The organism is Roseateles sp. GW821-FHT09H10, from assembly GCF_059415865.1.
The window spans coordinates 1176921-1191964 of record NZ_JBWKOB010000001.1; the positions used below are offsets into that span (position 1 = coordinate 1176921).

A 15044-nucleotide genomic window follows, 5' to 3' on the forward strand; every position below is an offset into this window, starting at 1 on the left:
GCCTGCGCCTGCGCCTGCGCCTGCGCCTGCGCCTGCGCCTGCGCCTGCGCCTGCGCCTGCGCCTGCGCCTGCGCCTGCACCTGCACCTGCACCTGCACCTGCACCCGCACCCGCACCCGCACCCGCACCCGCACCCGCACCCGCACCCGCACCGGCACCGGCACCGGCACCGGCTCCCGCAGCGATGGTGCTGGCCGAGCTGTCGGCGCCGTGCGCCAAGGGCACGAACGATTGCCTCGCGTTGGATGCGGTTCGCCTGGACCGGTCCGGACGCACCATGCTGTCCTGGCGCGAGCGCGCGCCGAGCTATGCCACCGGTTCACACATGGGCCTGCTCCCCAGTGGCGCCAGCGTGCTGCGGCGCGGCCAGATCTCGGCCAATGTGGACTACGCCTTCCGGGTGCTGACCGCAGCGCCCAACAAGTACACGGTGCTGCTGAAGGAGTGGGGGACGACCTGGCGGGGCTTCCTGGCGGATTTCTCGACCGCCTCGTCCGGTGAGCCCGTCTTTTCGGACAAGCTGACGACGGGCCTGCCCGACGAGCAGGTGCGCAACTTCACCGAGATCCTGAATTACGGGGATATTGCCGCCGACAACGAACTGACCACCTTCTCCTGGGGCGCCACACCCGGCTCGATCAATCTGGGTGGCGGCGTCCAGGGCTACGTCGCAGCCTTGCCCCCGCTGATCGGCTACATGACGACCAAGCCGGTTCGCGAACGCCTGCTGCCGTACATGACTTTCCAGGGCAAGACGGCCATCCAATGGCTGGGCTCCAACGGTCTCGGCCAGGGCTTCAGCATTGCGGTGAACCGCGACGGCAGCGGTGCCTATTCCGGCGCAGGCATGATGAACGGCGACCCGCGTGCGGGGCTGACGGACGTGCCCGGTTGCCGCAACGACAGCCCCGGATTCCCCTCCGTGACCGGGACTTCGCCGGGCTCGCTCGGCGCCCGGGTGATGTGGCTGGAGTCAAACGATGCCGGCACGGGCTGCGACATGCATGTGGAATACGTCGTCATCAACCCGCGCATCAACCATGTGCGCAAGGTCGTCTCGTCGGGCGTCTGGGCGATCTCCGAGCAGCAGGCACTCAACGACAAGTCCGGCCCGCCCTCGGTTTTCGTGAACCAGTACTCCACCACCACGTACACCTGGTCGGGCTTCACCAAGGCGTCCCAACTGGCCGTCTCCCGGCTGCTGGGCCAGGCCACCATGTCGGGATGGATCGCCATCGCCTGGCAGGAGTGCGACAGCATGGCAGCCGATGCCGTGTGCACGACCTGGCTGACCAAGTCCCAGAGCACCACGAGCTGGACCCTCAAGCAGACCAAGCTCGTGATGGCCGCCGGCAGCTCCGCGCCGCTGGTGTCCATCACCTACGACGGCGACGCCATCGCTGCCTGGGTGGAGCCGAGTGCGCCCTGCTCGGCGGACGCGACCAGGCAGTGCGCGCAGTTGAAGGCGCAGCGCTTCTGATCGGGTTGTCACAATGGGCCCATCCATCCATGGGGGCCTCCGTGAGTGACAACCTGCCCGACCGCATTCAAGAGATCCTCGACGAACGCGTCACCGACTTCGCGCAAGCCGCGCAGCGTCATTTCAAGACCAATGACCTCGTGGTAGTGCTCGACTTCCGCGACCAGCCCGTGGAGCTGCAGGCCGTGGCGCGTGAAGACCTGGCCGCGGCCGAGGAGCTGTCGCTGGACCTCAGGCTGAAGCTGTCCAGGCCGGCATCGGCCTTGAGCGAGGTGCATGGAGCACCGGAGCAGGCCTTCTGGTTCATCGTGATCTTCGATGACGACGATGCCGAGTGCGGCGCGGTGAATGCCTCGATGCTGTCCTAAACCGCCAGCGCGATGACCCCGACGCCAATCAGCGCCGCACCCGCGATGCGCCAGCCGCGCTCGCCTTCGCCCAGTAGCTGCCCACCCAGCAAGGCCGCGAACAGCATCGACACCTCGCGCGCCGGCGCCACGCGCGACAGCGGCGCCTCGCGCATGGCCATCAGCACCAGGATGTAGGCCAGCGGCCCCAGGCCGGCGACGGCGAGCACGCCTTTCCATGAACGCTTCAGCTCCGGCCAGAAGCTGTGCGGCTGGCGCAGCAGCGTCGGCAGCTGCAGCGGCACGCGCAGCGCATTGCCGAAGTAGTCCAGCATCAGCGGCGAGATGGCCAGCACCTTGACCGCATAGCCGTCCAGCACGGTGTAGCCGGCGATCAGCGTGCCCGTGGCGGCGCCCCAGTAGACGCCATGGCGGCGGCGCCTGGCAGCCTCGGCGTCATGGGTGATGCCGCGGCCAATGAGGCGCGGGCCCATCGTGATCAGCAGGATGCCGCCGACGACGCCGGTCAGGCCCAGGGCGCCATAGACGCCCAGGTGCTCCCCGAGCAGCAGAACCGCGGCGAGCGCCGACAGGAAGGGCCCGCTGCCGCGAGCGACGGGGTAGACCACCGTCAGGTCGCTGGCGCGGTAGCCGGCGATCAGGCAGTTGAAATAGCCGAGGTGGATGACGGCGCTGGCCGCGACAAAGCCCCAGGCCAGCCAGGACCAGCGTGGCAGTTCGTCCAGGCCCACCCACAGCACGGCGGGCAGCCACAGCACGCAGACGCCCAAGGCGCAGCTGAAGACGAAATGCGTGCCACCGCCCCACTTCTTGGCGGCGAGGTTCCAGAGGGCGTGGAGGAGGGCGGCGGCGAGGACGAGCGCTAAGGCGTGGGCCGGCATCAGTACATCAATCGATCCGGCCGGATGTCGCGCAGGATGGTCGTCGCGATCTCTTCGATGGACTTGTGCGTGGACGACAGCCAGGAGATGCCGTCGCGCTTCATCATGGCCTCGGCCTCGTTCACTTCATAGCGGCAGTTCAGCACGTCGGCGTATTTGCTGCCGGGACGGCGCTCGTTGCGGATGGAGGAGAGGCGCTCGGGGTCGATGGTCAGGCCGAAGCATTTGCGCTTGTGTGGCAGCAGCGGTGCGGGCAGCTTGCGGCGCTCGAAGTCCTCGGGGATCAGCGGGTAGTTGGCGGCCTTGATGCCGTGCTGCATGGCCAGGTAGAGCGAGGTCGGCGTCTTGCCCGAGCGCGACACGCCGACCAGGATGACGTCGGCGACGTCGAGGTTGCGCGCCGACTGGCCGTCGTCATGGGCCAGCGAGAAATTGATGGCCTCGATGCGGTCGTGGTATTCCTTGCTCTCGGCCACATCGGAGAAACGGCCCACGCGGTGGTTGCTCTTGATGCCGAACTCTTCTTCCAGCGGTTCGATGAAGGTGCCGAACATGTCCATGACCTTGCCCTGGCAGTGTTCGCGCACGACCTTCAGCACATCGCGGTCCACCAGCGTGGCGAACACAATGGGCCTCTGGGCCTCGCGCACGGCGACCTCGTTGATCTCGGCGACGACGGCATGGGCCTTGTCGGCCGAGTCGATGAAGGGCCGGCGCACATGGCGGGCCTTGATCGAGAACTGGGCGAGGATGGAGTTGCCGAAGGTCTCGGCGGTGATGCCGGTGCCGTCAGAGACGAAATAGACGGTTCTGGCGTTCATGGGGACTGCTCGCGAAGTTCAGGGCGAGGCCAGTCTAGCCTTTCAGTTTGGCGATGAGCTCGCCCATGACGGCGCTTTCCTCGGCCGGCAGCAGGCCGGCGCGCAGCAGCGATTCGCGCTCCAGCTCACGCAGCCGCCATTCCAGCTCGCCCACCACCGTCATCAGCTCGACCTGCAACTCGGCATCGCGCTGCTCGGACAGCACGGCGACCAGGGCGTCGGGGTCGTGGGCGTCGAGGCCGGTGCTGGAAAAGGCGGTCTGGATGCGCAGCAGCCGCTGCAGGCCGGCCTGCAGCACGGCCTTGAGCCCCGGGCGGGCGGCGGCGATGCGCTCCTCGATCCAGGGCCGCGCTTCGCGGAAGCGCTTCAGCATGGCCGCGATGTTGACGACGCGCGGGATGGCCGTCTCCAGCGGCTGGGGTTCGACGGGCTTGGCGGCCGGGGTCTGGTCGGCCTGGGCCGCAGCCGTGATGGCTTCGGTCAGCTCGCGGCTGAACTCGCCCGGAATGAGTTTGGTGGCGACGCTGGCGCGCGTCAGCGGCGTCACGCCGGTCTCGATGAGGGCCATCAGCCATTCGGCGGCGGCCAAGATCTGGCCGGCCAGGGGCAGGGCGCTGCCCTGCACGCCGCGCGGGTAGCCAAAGCCGTCCAGGCGCTCGTGGTGATGCAGCACGGCGCTGGCCACCTCCTTGCCCGCACCCGGCATCCCGCGCAGCACGCGCTCGCCGACGACGGGGTGGGAGGCGACATGCCGCCACTCCTGCGGGCCCAGCGGCGTGCCGGGGCGCATGTACTGCGGGTCGATGTAGAGTTCGCCGACGTCGTGCACCAGGCCGGCCAGGGCCAGCATCCTGTGCTGCTCGGTCTCGCCGGGCAGCATGCGCCGCGCCAGCGCCAGGGCCAGCATGGCGACGCCGACGGTGTGCTTGAGGCGGTCGCCCTGGTATTCGGCGTAGACGGTCAGCAGCGACTGCACCGGCGCACTGAGCTTGAGCGTGGCCAGCGTCGTCGGTGCGCTGGGGTAGAGGTCGTGGGCGCAGAGGGCGCGCAGCAGCGGGTGCTGCTCGAACAGGGCCTGGCCCAGCGGCCCGAAGCTCTCCGGCATGACGCCGTCGGTGACCTGGATGCAGTCCTCCAGGGGCTTCTGCAGCTTGTGCATCAGCAGGCGCTCGCGCACCTTGTCGTTGATCTGGGCACCCTTGGCCAGCAGCTTGATGCCGTTCTGGCTCAGGATGTCCTCGCTGGCCTCGACCGGCCGCGACTCGGAGGTCTGGATCACATGGTCCAGATAGTGCGGATTGACTTCGGGAGCGGCTTCGGTGGTCACATGGGCATTTTGCACAGACTGGGCGTTGGGGCGGCCGGGCTGCGTCGGCCGGGTGGCAACGTTTTCACGGCACCCCGGAAGAGGGGACATGGCGACGGGTTGGGACTTATTGCACAGGCTTTTCCCGTACCCAGGTGAAACCCGCAGCCTAGAATCCGCCGCAATTCCTCGCGATCAGCCCCATGCGCCGCCCCATCCTCCGAGAAGAATCCAGAAATGGGTGGAGCCGCGCCTGCCTTGAGCAACCTGGCTCGGCATTGGGCACGGACGACGCGACGACACCGGTTTTTCAACCTCCCGGAGTTTCCCCATGTCCACCCTGTTCGAGGCGACCGCCCTGGTCGTACCGTTTGAGAACCTGAGGATGACCGACGTCGAGTCTGTTGGCGGCAAGAACGCCAGCCTCGGCGAAATGATCTCGCAGCTCGCCGCCAGCGGCGTGCGTGTCCCCGGAGGCTTCGCCACCACGGCGCATGCCTTCCGTGAGTTCCTCAAGCACGAGGGCCTGGACGCGCGCATCGCGGCGCGCCTGGCCACGCTCAACACCGACGACGTCCGCGCGCTGGCCGAGGCCGGCGCCGAGATCCGTGGCTGGATCGAGCACCAGCCCTTCCCGGCCGACCTGGAAGCCGGCGTGCGCGCGTCCTTCGCGCAACTGACCGCCGACAACCCCGGCGTGTCCTTCGCCGTGCGTTCGTCCGCCACCGCTGAAGACCTGCCCGACGCCTCCTTCGCCGGCCAGCAGGAAACCTTCCTGAACGTCGTCGGCATCGACGAGGTGCTGCACAAGATGCGCGAGGTCTTCGCGTCCCTGTACAACGACCGCGCCATCAGCTACCGCGTGCACAAGGGCTTCGCCCACAACGACGTGGCCCTGTCCGCCGGCGTGCAGCGCATGGTGCGCAGCGACCTCGGCTCGGCCGGCGTCATGTTCACCATCGACACCGAGAGCGGCTTCCCCGACGTCGTCTTCATCACCTCCAGCTACGGCCTGGGCGAGACGGTGGTGCAGGGCGCCGTGAACCCGGACGAGTTCTACGTTCACAAGCCGGCGCTGAAGAACGGCAAGCTGGCCATCATCCGCCGCAACCTGGGCTCCAAGCTGCTGCGCATGGAGTTCGCGTCGCCTGAAGAGAAGGCCGCGTCCGGCAAGCTGGTCAAGACGGTGGACACCGCCGTCGAGTCGCGCAACCGCTACTCGCTGAACGACGCCGAGGTCACCGAGCTGGCCCAGTACGCCATGATCATCGAGCAGCACTATGGCCGCGCGATGGACATCGAGTGGGGCCGTGACGGCGTCGACGGCAAGATCTACATCCTGCAGGCCCGCCCCGAGACGGTGAAGAGCCAGGCGGCCGGCCAGGTCGAACTCGCCTACAAGCTTAAGGCCCACAGCGCCGTGCTGGCCGAAGGCCGCGCCATCGGCCAGAAGATCGGCACCGGCCCGGTCCGCCTGGTCGACAGCGTCGCCGAGATGGAACGCGTACAGCCGGGCGACGTCCTCGTCACCGACATGACGGACCCGAACTGGGAGCCGGTCATGAAGCGCGCCAGCGCCATCGTCACCAACCGCGGCGGCCGCACCTGCCACGCGGCCATCATTGCGCGCGAGCTGGGCATCCCGGCCGTTGTCGGCTGCGGTGACGCCACCGACAAGCTCAAGGACGGCCAGCTGGTCACCGTGGCCTGCTCGGAAGGCGACACCGGCTACATCTACGACGGCCTGCTGGAGACCGAGGTCAGCGAAGTACACCGCGGCGAGCTGCCGTACTGCCCCATCAAGATCATGATGAACGTCGGCAACCCGCAGCTGGCCTTCAACTTCGCGCAGATGCCTTCGGGCGGCGTGGGCCTGGCCCGCCTCGAGTTCATCATCAACAACAACATCGGCGTCCACCCCAAGGCCATCCTGGACTATCCGAACATCGACGCCGACCTGAAGAAGGCCGTCGAATCGGTGGCCCGTGGCCATGCCTCGCCGCGCGCCTTCTACGTGGACAAGCTGGCCGAAGGCATCGCGACGATTGCCGCCGCCTTCTTCCCGCGCCCGGTCATCGTGCGCCTGTCGGACTTCAAGTCCAACGAGTACCGCAAGCTCATCGGCGGCAGCCGCTACGAGCCGGACGAAGAGAACCCCATGCTGGGCTTCCGTGGCGCGTCGCGCTACATCAGCGGTGATTTCCAGGACGCCTTCGCGATGGAGTGCGAGGCTCTGAAGCGCGTGCGCAAAGAAATGGGCCTGAGCAACATCGAGATCATGGTGCCCTTCGTGCGCACCGTGAAGCAGGCCGAGAAGGTCGTCTCCATGCTGGCCGACCGGGGCCTGAAGCGCGGCGTCGACGGCCTGCGCATCATCATGATGTGCGAAGTGCCGAGCAACGCCATCCTGGCCGAGCAGTTCCTGGAGCACTTCGACGGCATGTCCATCGGCTCCAACGACCTGACGCAGCTGACGCTGGGCCTGGACCGCGACTCCGGCCTGGAGCAACTGGCCGGCGACTTCGACGAGCGTGATCCGGCCGTCAAGGCCATGATCTCGCGCGCCATCCGCGCCTGCCGCGCCACCGGCAAATACATCGGCATCTGCGGCCAGGGTCCCAGCGACCACCCCGACTTCGCCGACTGGCTGGCCGAGGAGGGCATCGTGTCCATCTCGCTGAACCCGGACACCGTCATCGAGACCTGGCAGCGCCTGGCGGCCAAGTAAGTCTTCGCGATTGAGCGATTGAAGCTGAGCCCGGGTTCTCCGTAAGGGGAATCCGGGCTTTTTGTTGCCATCATCGCGGCCGTGTCCGCCCGCTTCCTCCACCGCCGCTACTTCCTCTTCGCGCTGAGCTTCATCGCGCTGGTGGTCGGCCTGGGCCTGGCCGAGCAGCGCGGCCTGCCCAAGTCCTGGATCGGCTACACCTTCCTGGGTGCGACGGTGGCGGTCTATGCCGTCATCGGCATCCTCTGCCGCACCACCGACCCGGCCGAATACTTCGTCGCCGGCCGGCGCGTGCCGCCGCTGTACAACGGCATGGCCGCCGGCGCCGACTGGATGAGCGCGGCGACCTTCATCGGCCTGGTCGGCACCCTCTATGCCGGCGGCTACGCGGGCCTGGCCTATGTGCTGGGCTGGACCGGCGGCTTCGTCCTCGTGGCCCTGTGCATCGCGCCCTATCTGCGCCGCTTCGGCCAGTTCACGCTGGGCGACTTCCTCGCCGAGCGCTTCGACAGCCGCGCCCTGCGCGTCGTCGGGGCCTGCGCGGCCATCCTGGTGTCCTTCGTCTATCTGGTGGCGCAAATCTATGGCGTCGGCCTCATCACGACGCGGCTGACCGGCCTGGCCTTCGAGGTCGGCGTCTTCGTCGGCCTGGGGGGCGTGCTGGTCTGCTCCTTCCTGGGCGGGATGCGCGCGGTCACCTGGACCCAGGTGGCCCAGTACCTGATCATGATCCTGGCCTATCTGGTGCCGGTCATCTGGCTCAGCGTCAAGCAGACCGGCTGGCCGCTGCCCCAGCTCGTCTATGGCCAGCAGCTGCACCAGCTGGCCGAGCGCGAGCGCGAGCTGATGCACGACCCGGGCGAGCTGCAGGTGCGCGCCATCCACCAGCAGCGTGCCGCCGCCGCCGCCGCGCGCCTGGCCGACGTGCCCCAGGCCCTGGCCGACGAGCAGGCCTGGGCGGCGGCCCAGGTCGCCGCCTTGAAGGCCCTGGATGCGCCCCTGGCCCGCATCCAGACCGCCGAGAAGCAGCGCGCCGCCCTGCCGCGCACGCCGCATGAAGCGGAGGAGCGCTGGCGGCGCGAGCAGGCCAGCGAGGCTCAGTTGGCCCAGCCCCTGTCCGGGCTGGTGCCGCATCTCCAGCCCTTTGCCGGCAACCCCGATGGCAGCCCGCCCGAACGCGAGCAGGCCAGCGAGGCGCGCCGCAATTTCATCGCGCTGACCCTGTGCCTGATGGTGGGCACGGCCGGCCTGCCGCATCTGCTGACGCGCTACTACACGACCAGCTCGGTCTCGACGGCGCGCCAGTCGGTGGCCTGGTCCTTGGTCTTCATCTGCCTGCTCTATCTGACGGCGCCGGCCCTGGCCGTCATGGTCAAGACGGAGGTGTTCAACAGCCTCGTCGGCACGTCCTTCGACCAGTTGCCGGCCTGGATACGCCAGTGGCAGCGCGTCGATCCGGCCCTGCTGTCGGCCGTGGACCTGAATGGCGATGGCCGCTTGCAGCTGGGCGAGCTGCGCCTGCATCCCGACCTCGTCATGCTCGTCATGCCGGAACTGGGCGGCCTGCCCTATGTCATCTCGGGCATGGTGGCGGCCGGCGGCCTGGCGGCGGCCCTGTCCACCGCCGACGGCCTGCTGCTGGCCATCTCCAGCGCGCTGTCCCATGACCTCTACTACAAGGCCATCAATCCCGAGGCCTCGCGCACCCGCCGCGTCACGCTGACCAAGGCCCTGCTGCTGGCCGCGGCCCTGGCTGCGGCGGCGGTGGCGTCCAGCCGGCCAGCGGACATCCTGGCCGTCGTCACGGCGGCCTTCTCCATCGCCGGCTCGACCTTCTTCCCCGCCCTGGTTGCCGGCGTGTTCTGGCGCCGCGCCAACCGTGCCGGCGCGCTGGCGGGCATGCTGACCGGCCTCGTCGTCTGCCTGTGCTATCTCGTCATGGCCCACCCGGGCGCCCGGGCCCTGATCGGGTTGCCCGGGCCGGCGACGCTGATCTGGGGCATCCAACCGGCTTCGGCCGGGCTGTTCGGCGTGCCCGCGGGGGCTCTCGTGCTGGCCATCGTCAGCCTGCTGACTCCGGCGCCAGCCCAGCGCGACCGTGATTTCGTTGACGGCCTGCGCAGCCGCTCGCCGCTCTGATGCGCCCGCGCGCGGCGTCCTGATTTGGTCGTTTACCGCTTCCGGGCTAGAATCCTTGGTTCCCCCTTGCCGCACCGCGTGTAGACGCCGTGATGCGGCTTCCACAGACCGACACCCCCGTCGGGCTGGAATCCACAAGGAGTCAATATGCGTCACTACGAAATCGTTCTGCTGATCCATCCGGATCAAAGCGAACAAGTTCCGGCCATGCTGGAGCGCTACAAGGGCCTGATCACCACCGGTGGTGGTGTCGTGCACCGAGTCGAGGACTGGGGCCGTCGCCAGATGGCTTACCTGATCCAGAAGCTCGCCAAGGCCCATTACCTGTGCCTGAACATCGAGTGCAGCAAGGAAGTCCTGGCTGAGCTCGAAACCGGCTTCCGCTTCAACGACGCCGTGCTGCGCCACCTCACCGTGGTTCAGGACAAGGCCATCACGACCCCCTCGGTCATGATGAAGGCCGTCGAGCGCGAAGAAGCCCGCAAGGCTCCGCAACAGGAAGCGGCCTGAGCACTGCTCATCGCTAAAAGAACCAGGTTTTTCGAGCAGCGTGCTTACTGAGTGAACCAGCTTCACCTGCAGGCACAGATCCAGCAACTCGGTCTGATCCGTTACACCCCCGCCGGGCTGATGGCCCTGGACGCAAGCCTCAAGGCTGAGTCCGAAGTCATCGAAGCCGGCAAGCCGCGCAAGATCTCCCTGGAGATCAAGGCGGTCGCGGTGGGCGAGGTGGCCAAGCAGTTGCAGGCGCTGGGAGTCGGTGGCATCGCGATCTTTCGCGGCTTCCTGACCCACCAGCGCAACGGCCGGGGCTTCATCGCCCACGTCACCGTGATCGAACCCGCTGCTTCCTGAGACCTGGATGTATTGAATCCGGATAGATTTAACAGAGGTCCAACATGCCCCCTCTTCGTGGCAAAGGTCGCTTCTCCAAGGACAAGAAGCCCAAGCGCAACCAACAGTCGTTGCTGTTCCGCCGTAAGCGTTTCTGCCGCTTCACCGTCGCCGGTGTCGAGCAGATCGACTACAAGGACATCGACACGCTGCGCGATTTCATCTCCGAGAACGGCAAGATCACGCCCGCTCGCCTGACCGGCACGCGCGCTTTCTTCCAGCGTCAGCTGACGGTGTCCATCAAGCGTGCGCGCTTCCTGGCCCTGCTGCCGTACAGCGACCAGCACAAGGTCTAAGGAGCTGACGACATGCAAGTGATCCTGCTTGAAAAAGTGGCCAACCTCGGCAACCTCGGCGACGTCGTCAAGGTCAAGGACGGTTATGCCCGCAACTTCCTGATCCCGACCAAGGCCGCTCGCCGCGCCACGGAAGCCGCGATCAAGGAATTCGAAGCCAAGCGCGCCGAACTCGAAAAGATCGCCGCCGCCAAGCTGGCCGAAGCCCAGAAGCTGGGTGAAGCCATCGCCGGCAAGACCGTCCGCATCGCCCAGAAGGCTGGCGTGGACGGCCGCCTGTTCGGTTCCGTGACCAACGCCGATGTCGCTGACGCGCTGACCAAGGGTGGCAACGCCATCGCCAAGTCGCAAGTGCGCCTGCCGAACGGCCCGCTGAAGACCGTGGGCGAGTTCCCGGTCAGCGTCGCCGCCCACACCGATGTGGTCGTGGAAATCACCGTCCAGGTGGTTGCCGAAGCCGAGTAAATCTCGCTTCCCCTGATGGCGCGGTGACACTTGGTCGCCGCATCATCGAACGAAGGCCGATACCCTCAGGGTTTCGGCCTTCGGTCTTTATGGCCTGAGTTTTACCGCTCGACCCACCGGCTGTACCCAGTTCGTCCACAGGTTTGTCCACAGGCATGTCCGCGATCTTTCCCGCTTCCTCCTCCGCCGCACCGCATGACGATGAAGTAGCGCGCCTGCGCGTGCCGCCGCACTCGGTCGAGGGCGAGCAGAGCGTGCTCGGTGGCCTGCTGATCGACAACTCCGCCTGGGACCGCGCGGCCGACCTGCTGACCGAGAGCGACTTCTATCGCTTCGAGCACAAGCATGTGTACACGGCCATCGGTAAGCTCATCAACGCGGGCAAGCCGGCCGACGTCGTCACCGTCTTCGACGAGCTGACCTCGCTGGGTCGCGCCGAGGAGTGCGGCGGCTTGGCCTATCTGAACGCGCTGGCCCAGAGCGTGCCGAGTGCCGCCAATCTGCGCCGTTATGCCGAGATCGTTCGCGAGCGTGCCATCCTGCGCAAGCTGGTGTCGACGTCCGACGAGATCGCGACAGCCGCGATGAACCCGCAGGGCCGCGCCGTCACGCAGATCCTGGACGAGGCCGAAGGCAAGATCTTCAAGATCGGCGAGGAAGGCTCGCGCAGCAAGCAGGGCTTCCAGAGCATGGACCAGCTCGTCGTGCAGCTGATCGACCGCGTCAATGAACTGGCCGAGGCCGGGCATCAGGACGTCACCGGCGTGCGCACCGGCTTCTATGACCTGGACAAGCAGACCGCCGGCCTGCAGCCGGGCGACCTCATCGTGCTGGCGGCGCGCCCTTCCATGGGCAAGACGGCCTTCGCGGTCAACATCGCCGAGAACGTCGCCATCAACGAGGGCCTGCCCGTCGTCATCTACTCGATGGAAATGGGCGCCGCCCAGCTGGCGCTGCGGATGGTGGGCTCCATCGGCCGCATCGACCAGAGCCATCTGCGCACCGGCCAGCTCAAGGACGACGAGTGGGGGCGGCTGTCCGAGGCCGTCGACAAGCTCGGCAAGGCCAGCATCTTCATCGACGAGAGCCCGGGCCTGTCCCCCTCGGAAGTGCGCGCCCGTGCGCGCCGCCAGGCCCGCATCTGCGGCCAGCTGGGGCTGATCGTCATCGACTACCTGCAGCTGATGAGCGGCAACGGTGGCGGCAGCGAGGAAAACCGCGCCACCGTGCTGGGCGAGATCTCGCGGGGCCTCAAGGCCCTGGCCAAGGAGCTGCGCTGCCCCGTCATCGCGCTGTCGCAGCTGAACCGCTCCGTGGAGCAGCGCCCCGACAAGCGGCCCATGATGTCCGACCTGCGCGAGTCCGGCGCCATCGAGCAGGACGCCGACATCATCATGTTCATCTACCGCGACGAGTACTACACCAAGGAAGAGTGCAAGGAACCGGGCGTGGCGGAGATCATCATCGCCAAGCAGCGTAACGGCCCGGTGGGTACCGTGAAGCTGATGTTCCAGCGCATGCACACCAAGTTCGAGAACCTCGCGCCGGGCTATGTCGGCGTGGAGCGCGACGAGTACTGACGCCGGCTATTTCTCGGCGAGGTTGGCCACCAGCAGGATGAGCTCGGCCACGTCGAAGGGCTTGGCCAGGTGGGCCTGGAAGCCGGCCAGCAGCGAGCGCTTGCGGTCCTCGGCGCGGGCAAAGGCGGTGAGGGCCAGGGCGGGGATGCGCGATTCGCGTGACTCGGTGGCCCGCAGCGCGCGGATCATCTGGTAGCCGTCGACGCCGGGCATGCCGACGTCGCTGACGATGACGGTCGGGCGCGACAGCTGGACGGCCTTGAGCAGCTCCTGGGCGGACGCGAAGGCCACCACGCGAGCGCCCTGGTCCTCCAGGATGCGGCGCAGCAGGCCACGCGCATCGGGCTCGTCGTCCAGCACGAAGATGTGCACCCCATCCAGTTTGGGCAGGGCGAGGTTCTCGCTGGCGCGGGCATCGGCCAGGGCCGGGTGCTGCCCCTCTTCCTCGGCCTTTTGCAGGATGGACAGCGGCAGCCGGGCGAAGAAGCTCGCGCCGCGGCCCTCGCCGGCGCTCTCGGCGCGCACGCTGCCGCCGTGCAGCTCGATGAGCTGTTTGCAGATCGCCAGGCCCAGGCCGAGGCCGCCATGGGCCCGCGTGGTGGAGCCGTCCTGCTGCGTGAAGCGGTCGAAGACATGCGGCAGGAAGGAGGCCGGGATGCCGATGCCGGTGTCGCTGACGCTGAACTCGACATGCGAGTCGACGCGCTGCAGCAGCACCTGCACGCGGCCGCCGGCCGGCGTGAACTTGATGGCGTTGTTCAGCAGGTTCCAGACGACCTGCTGCAGGCGGCCGCTGTCGCCGTTGACGTTGGCCTGGCCGGCGTCCAGCAGGGACTGCAGCTCCACGCCCTTGGCCGCCGCCGCGGGGGCCACGGATTCGACCGCCGCCTGGATGACGGCAGCCATGCCCAGCTGCTGCAGGTCCAGCCTCAGCTTGCCGGTCATGATGCGGTTCAGGTCCAGCAGGTCGTCGATGAGCTGCACCTGGGCACGGGCATTGCGGTCGATGACCTCGACGGCGCGCTGCAGGTTGATGCGCTCGTCACCCGGCTTGGCGCGCAGCAGCACCTGGGTCCAGCCGAGGATGGCGGTCAGCGGGGTGCGCAGCTCATGCGACAAGGTGGCGAGGAACTCGTCCTTGATGCGCGTGGCGCGCTGGGCGGTGATGCGCGCGTTGCGCTCGGCGCCCAGGATCTCCTCGTGCTCGCGGCTGGCCAGTTCCATGGCCTCGATGCGCATGCTCTCGGTCAGGTCGCGGGTCAGCTTGGCATAGCCGATCAGCAGGCCGGTTTCGTCCCGCAGCGCCGTGATCGTCACCTGGGCCCAGAAGCTGGAGCCATCCTTGCGCAGCCGCCAGCCGGTGTCAACGAAGCGACCGGTCTCCTGGGCCTGCTGCAGCTCGTACTCCGGCCAGCCGCTCTCGCGCACCTCAGCAGGGTAGAACACCGAGAAATGCCGGCCGAGGATCTCGTCGGCCGCGTAGCCCTTGATGCGCTGGGCGCCCTCGTTCCAGGACGCCACGCGGCCATTCACGTCGAGCATGAAGATGGCGTAGTCGGCTACGCCCTCCACGAGCAGGCGGAAACGCTCCTCGCTGCGCTTGAGCGCCTCCTCGTGGTTGCGCCTTTGCGTCAGGTCGCGCGTGACCTTGGCGAAGCCCACCAGGCGGCCGTCCGGCGCTCGCATCGCCGAGATGACGACGTTGGCCCAGAACAGCGAGCCGTCCTTGCGCACGCGCCAGCCCTCGTCCTCGAAGGCGCCGTCACGCGCGGCCATCTCCAGCTCATGCTCGGGCAGACGGCGGGCCAGGGCTTCCGGCGGATAGAAGCGCGAGAAATGGCTGCCGATGATCTCGTCGGCCTGGTAGCCCTTGAAGCGCTCGGCGCCGGCATTCCAGGTCAGCACGTGGCCCTCGGTATCCAGCATCAGGATGGCGTAGTCGCGCACGCTGTCCACCAGCAGGCGAAACCGTTCCTCGCCGGGTGCCAGGCCTTCGTCGTCGGCTTTCAAGTTCGTCCTTCCGGGTTGAGGGCGGTGCGTGCGGGCAGTGTGCCTGCATGCGCGCGCCCGCGGGGCGGGGCAAGCC

Annotated in this window: 13 protein-coding genes; 9 read left to right on the forward strand and 4 right to left on the reverse strand. The window is 67.7% G+C overall.

Annotated features, from left to right (window positions below; translation table 11 throughout):
• Window positions 1-184 precede the first annotated feature (184 nt).
• Complete coding sequence (locus AC07OY_RS05440) at window positions 185-1480, forward strand: hypothetical protein (RefSeq protein ID WP_495041497.1); 1296 nt, start codon at window positions 185-187, stop codon at window positions 1478-1480.
• 41 nt (window positions 1481-1521) lie between these two features.
• On the forward strand, window positions 1522-1848 hold the full coding sequence (locus AC07OY_RS05445; protein WP_495041498.1) for a hypothetical protein: 327 nt from the start codon (window positions 1522-1524) through the stop codon (window positions 1846-1848).
• On the opposite strand, the gene AC07OY_RS05450 is transcribed toward AC07OY_RS05445, so the two are convergent.
• From AC07OY_RS05450 to AC07OY_RS05460, 3 genes are read right to left on the reverse strand one after another with little or no spacing between them, the layout of a single operon-like run.
• Window positions 1845-2729, reverse strand: a complete 885-nt coding sequence (locus AC07OY_RS05450; RefSeq protein ID WP_495041499.1) for an EamA family transporter — start codon at window positions 2727-2729, stop codon at window positions 1845-1847. The genes AC07OY_RS05445 and AC07OY_RS05450 overlap by 4 nt on opposite strands.
• Window positions 2729-3550: a posphoenolpyruvate synthetase regulatory kinase/phosphorylase PpsR gene (ppsR, locus tag AC07OY_RS05455; RefSeq protein WP_495041500.1), complete on the reverse strand. Its 822-nt coding sequence runs from the start codon at window positions 3548-3550 to the stop codon at window positions 2729-2731. Before ppsR ends, AC07OY_RS05450 begins: the two co-directional genes overlap by 1 nt.
• A gap of 34 nt (window positions 3551-3584) precedes the next feature.
• A complete protein-coding gene (locus AC07OY_RS05460) occupies window positions 3585-4877 on the reverse strand; it encodes an HD-GYP domain-containing protein (protein ID WP_495041501.1) in 1293 nt (430 codons plus the stop codon).
• A 310-nt stretch (window positions 4878-5187) separates the two neighbouring features.
• Here AC07OY_RS05460 and ppsA point away from each other — a divergent pair, with 310 nt between their 5' ends.
• The 7 genes from ppsA to dnaB all read left to right on the forward strand — a co-directional run bounded on the left by ppsA (window position 5188) and on the right by dnaB (window position 12958).
• Window positions 5188-7584, forward strand: a complete 2397-nt coding sequence (gene ppsA, locus AC07OY_RS05465; RefSeq protein WP_495041502.1) for a phosphoenolpyruvate synthase — start codon at window positions 5188-5190, stop codon at window positions 7582-7584.
• 81 nt (window positions 7585-7665) lie between these two features.
• Entirely contained in the window at window positions 7666-9723 is a 2058-nt protein-coding gene (locus tag AC07OY_RS05470) for a sodium:solute symporter family protein (protein ID WP_495041503.1), read from the forward strand.
• A gap of 147 nt (window positions 9724-9870) precedes the next feature.
• Window positions 9871-10233: a 30S ribosomal protein S6 gene (gene rpsF, locus AC07OY_RS05475; RefSeq protein WP_119045492.1), complete on the forward strand. Its 363-nt coding sequence runs from the start codon at window positions 9871-9873 to the stop codon at window positions 10231-10233.
• A gap of 51 nt (window positions 10234-10284) precedes the next feature.
• Window positions 10285-10578, forward strand: coding sequence for a primosomal replication protein N (priB, locus tag AC07OY_RS05480; protein ID WP_495041504.1), 294 nt, complete (start codon window positions 10285-10287; stop codon window positions 10576-10578).
• A 44-nt stretch (window positions 10579-10622) separates the two neighbouring features.
• Entirely contained in the window at window positions 10623-10913 is a 291-nt protein-coding gene (gene rpsR / locus AC07OY_RS05485) for a 30S ribosomal protein S18 (RefSeq protein WP_119045494.1), read from the forward strand.
• 12 nt (window positions 10914-10925) lie between these two features.
• Entirely contained in the window at window positions 10926-11378 is a 453-nt protein-coding gene (gene rplI / locus AC07OY_RS05490) for a 50S ribosomal protein L9 (protein WP_495041505.1), read from the forward strand.
• 155 nt (window positions 11379-11533) lie between these two features.
• Window positions 11534-12958, forward strand: coding sequence for a replicative DNA helicase (gene dnaB, locus AC07OY_RS05495; RefSeq protein ID WP_495041506.1), 1425 nt, complete (start codon window positions 11534-11536; stop codon window positions 12956-12958).
• 6 nt (window positions 12959-12964) lie between these two features.
• Here dnaB and AC07OY_RS05500 read toward each other — a convergent pair whose 3' ends face one another.
• Window positions 12965-14968: a PAS domain-containing hybrid sensor histidine kinase/response regulator gene (locus AC07OY_RS05500; protein WP_495041507.1), complete on the reverse strand. Its 2004-nt coding sequence runs from the start codon at window positions 14966-14968 to the stop codon at window positions 12965-12967.
• Window positions 14969-15044 lie beyond the last annotated feature (76 nt).

What these genes read in the sequence shown, in the direction of transcription:
- AC07OY_RS05440 (WP_495041497.1), top strand. Translation starts at nt 185, where the DNA reads ATGGTGCTGGCCGAGCTGTCGGCGCCGTGCGCCAAGGGCACGAACGAT.
- AC07OY_RS05450 (WP_495041499.1), bottom strand. Translation starts at nt 2,729, where the DNA reads ATGCCGGCCCACGCCTTAGCGCTCGTCCTCGCCGCCGCCCTCCTCCAC.
- ppsR (WP_495041500.1), bottom strand. Translation starts at nt 3,550, where the DNA reads ATGAACGCCAGAACCGTCTATTTCGTCTCTGACGGCACCGGCATCACC.
- ppsA (WP_495041502.1), top strand. Translation starts at nt 5,188, where the DNA reads ATGTCCACCCTGTTCGAGGCGACCGCCCTGGTCGTACCGTTTGAGAAC.
- rpsF (WP_119045492.1), top strand. Translation starts at nt 9,871, where the DNA reads ATGCGTCACTACGAAATCGTTCTGCTGATCCATCCGGATCAAAGCGAA.
- rpsR (WP_119045494.1), top strand. Translation starts at nt 10,623, where the DNA reads ATGCCCCCTCTTCGTGGCAAAGGTCGCTTCTCCAAGGACAAGAAGCCC.
- rplI (WP_495041505.1), top strand. Translation starts at nt 10,926, where the DNA reads ATGCAAGTGATCCTGCTTGAAAAAGTGGCCAACCTCGGCAACCTCGGC.
- dnaB (WP_495041506.1), top strand. Translation starts at nt 11,534, where the DNA reads ATGTCCGCGATCTTTCCCGCTTCCTCCTCCGCCGCACCGCATGACGAT.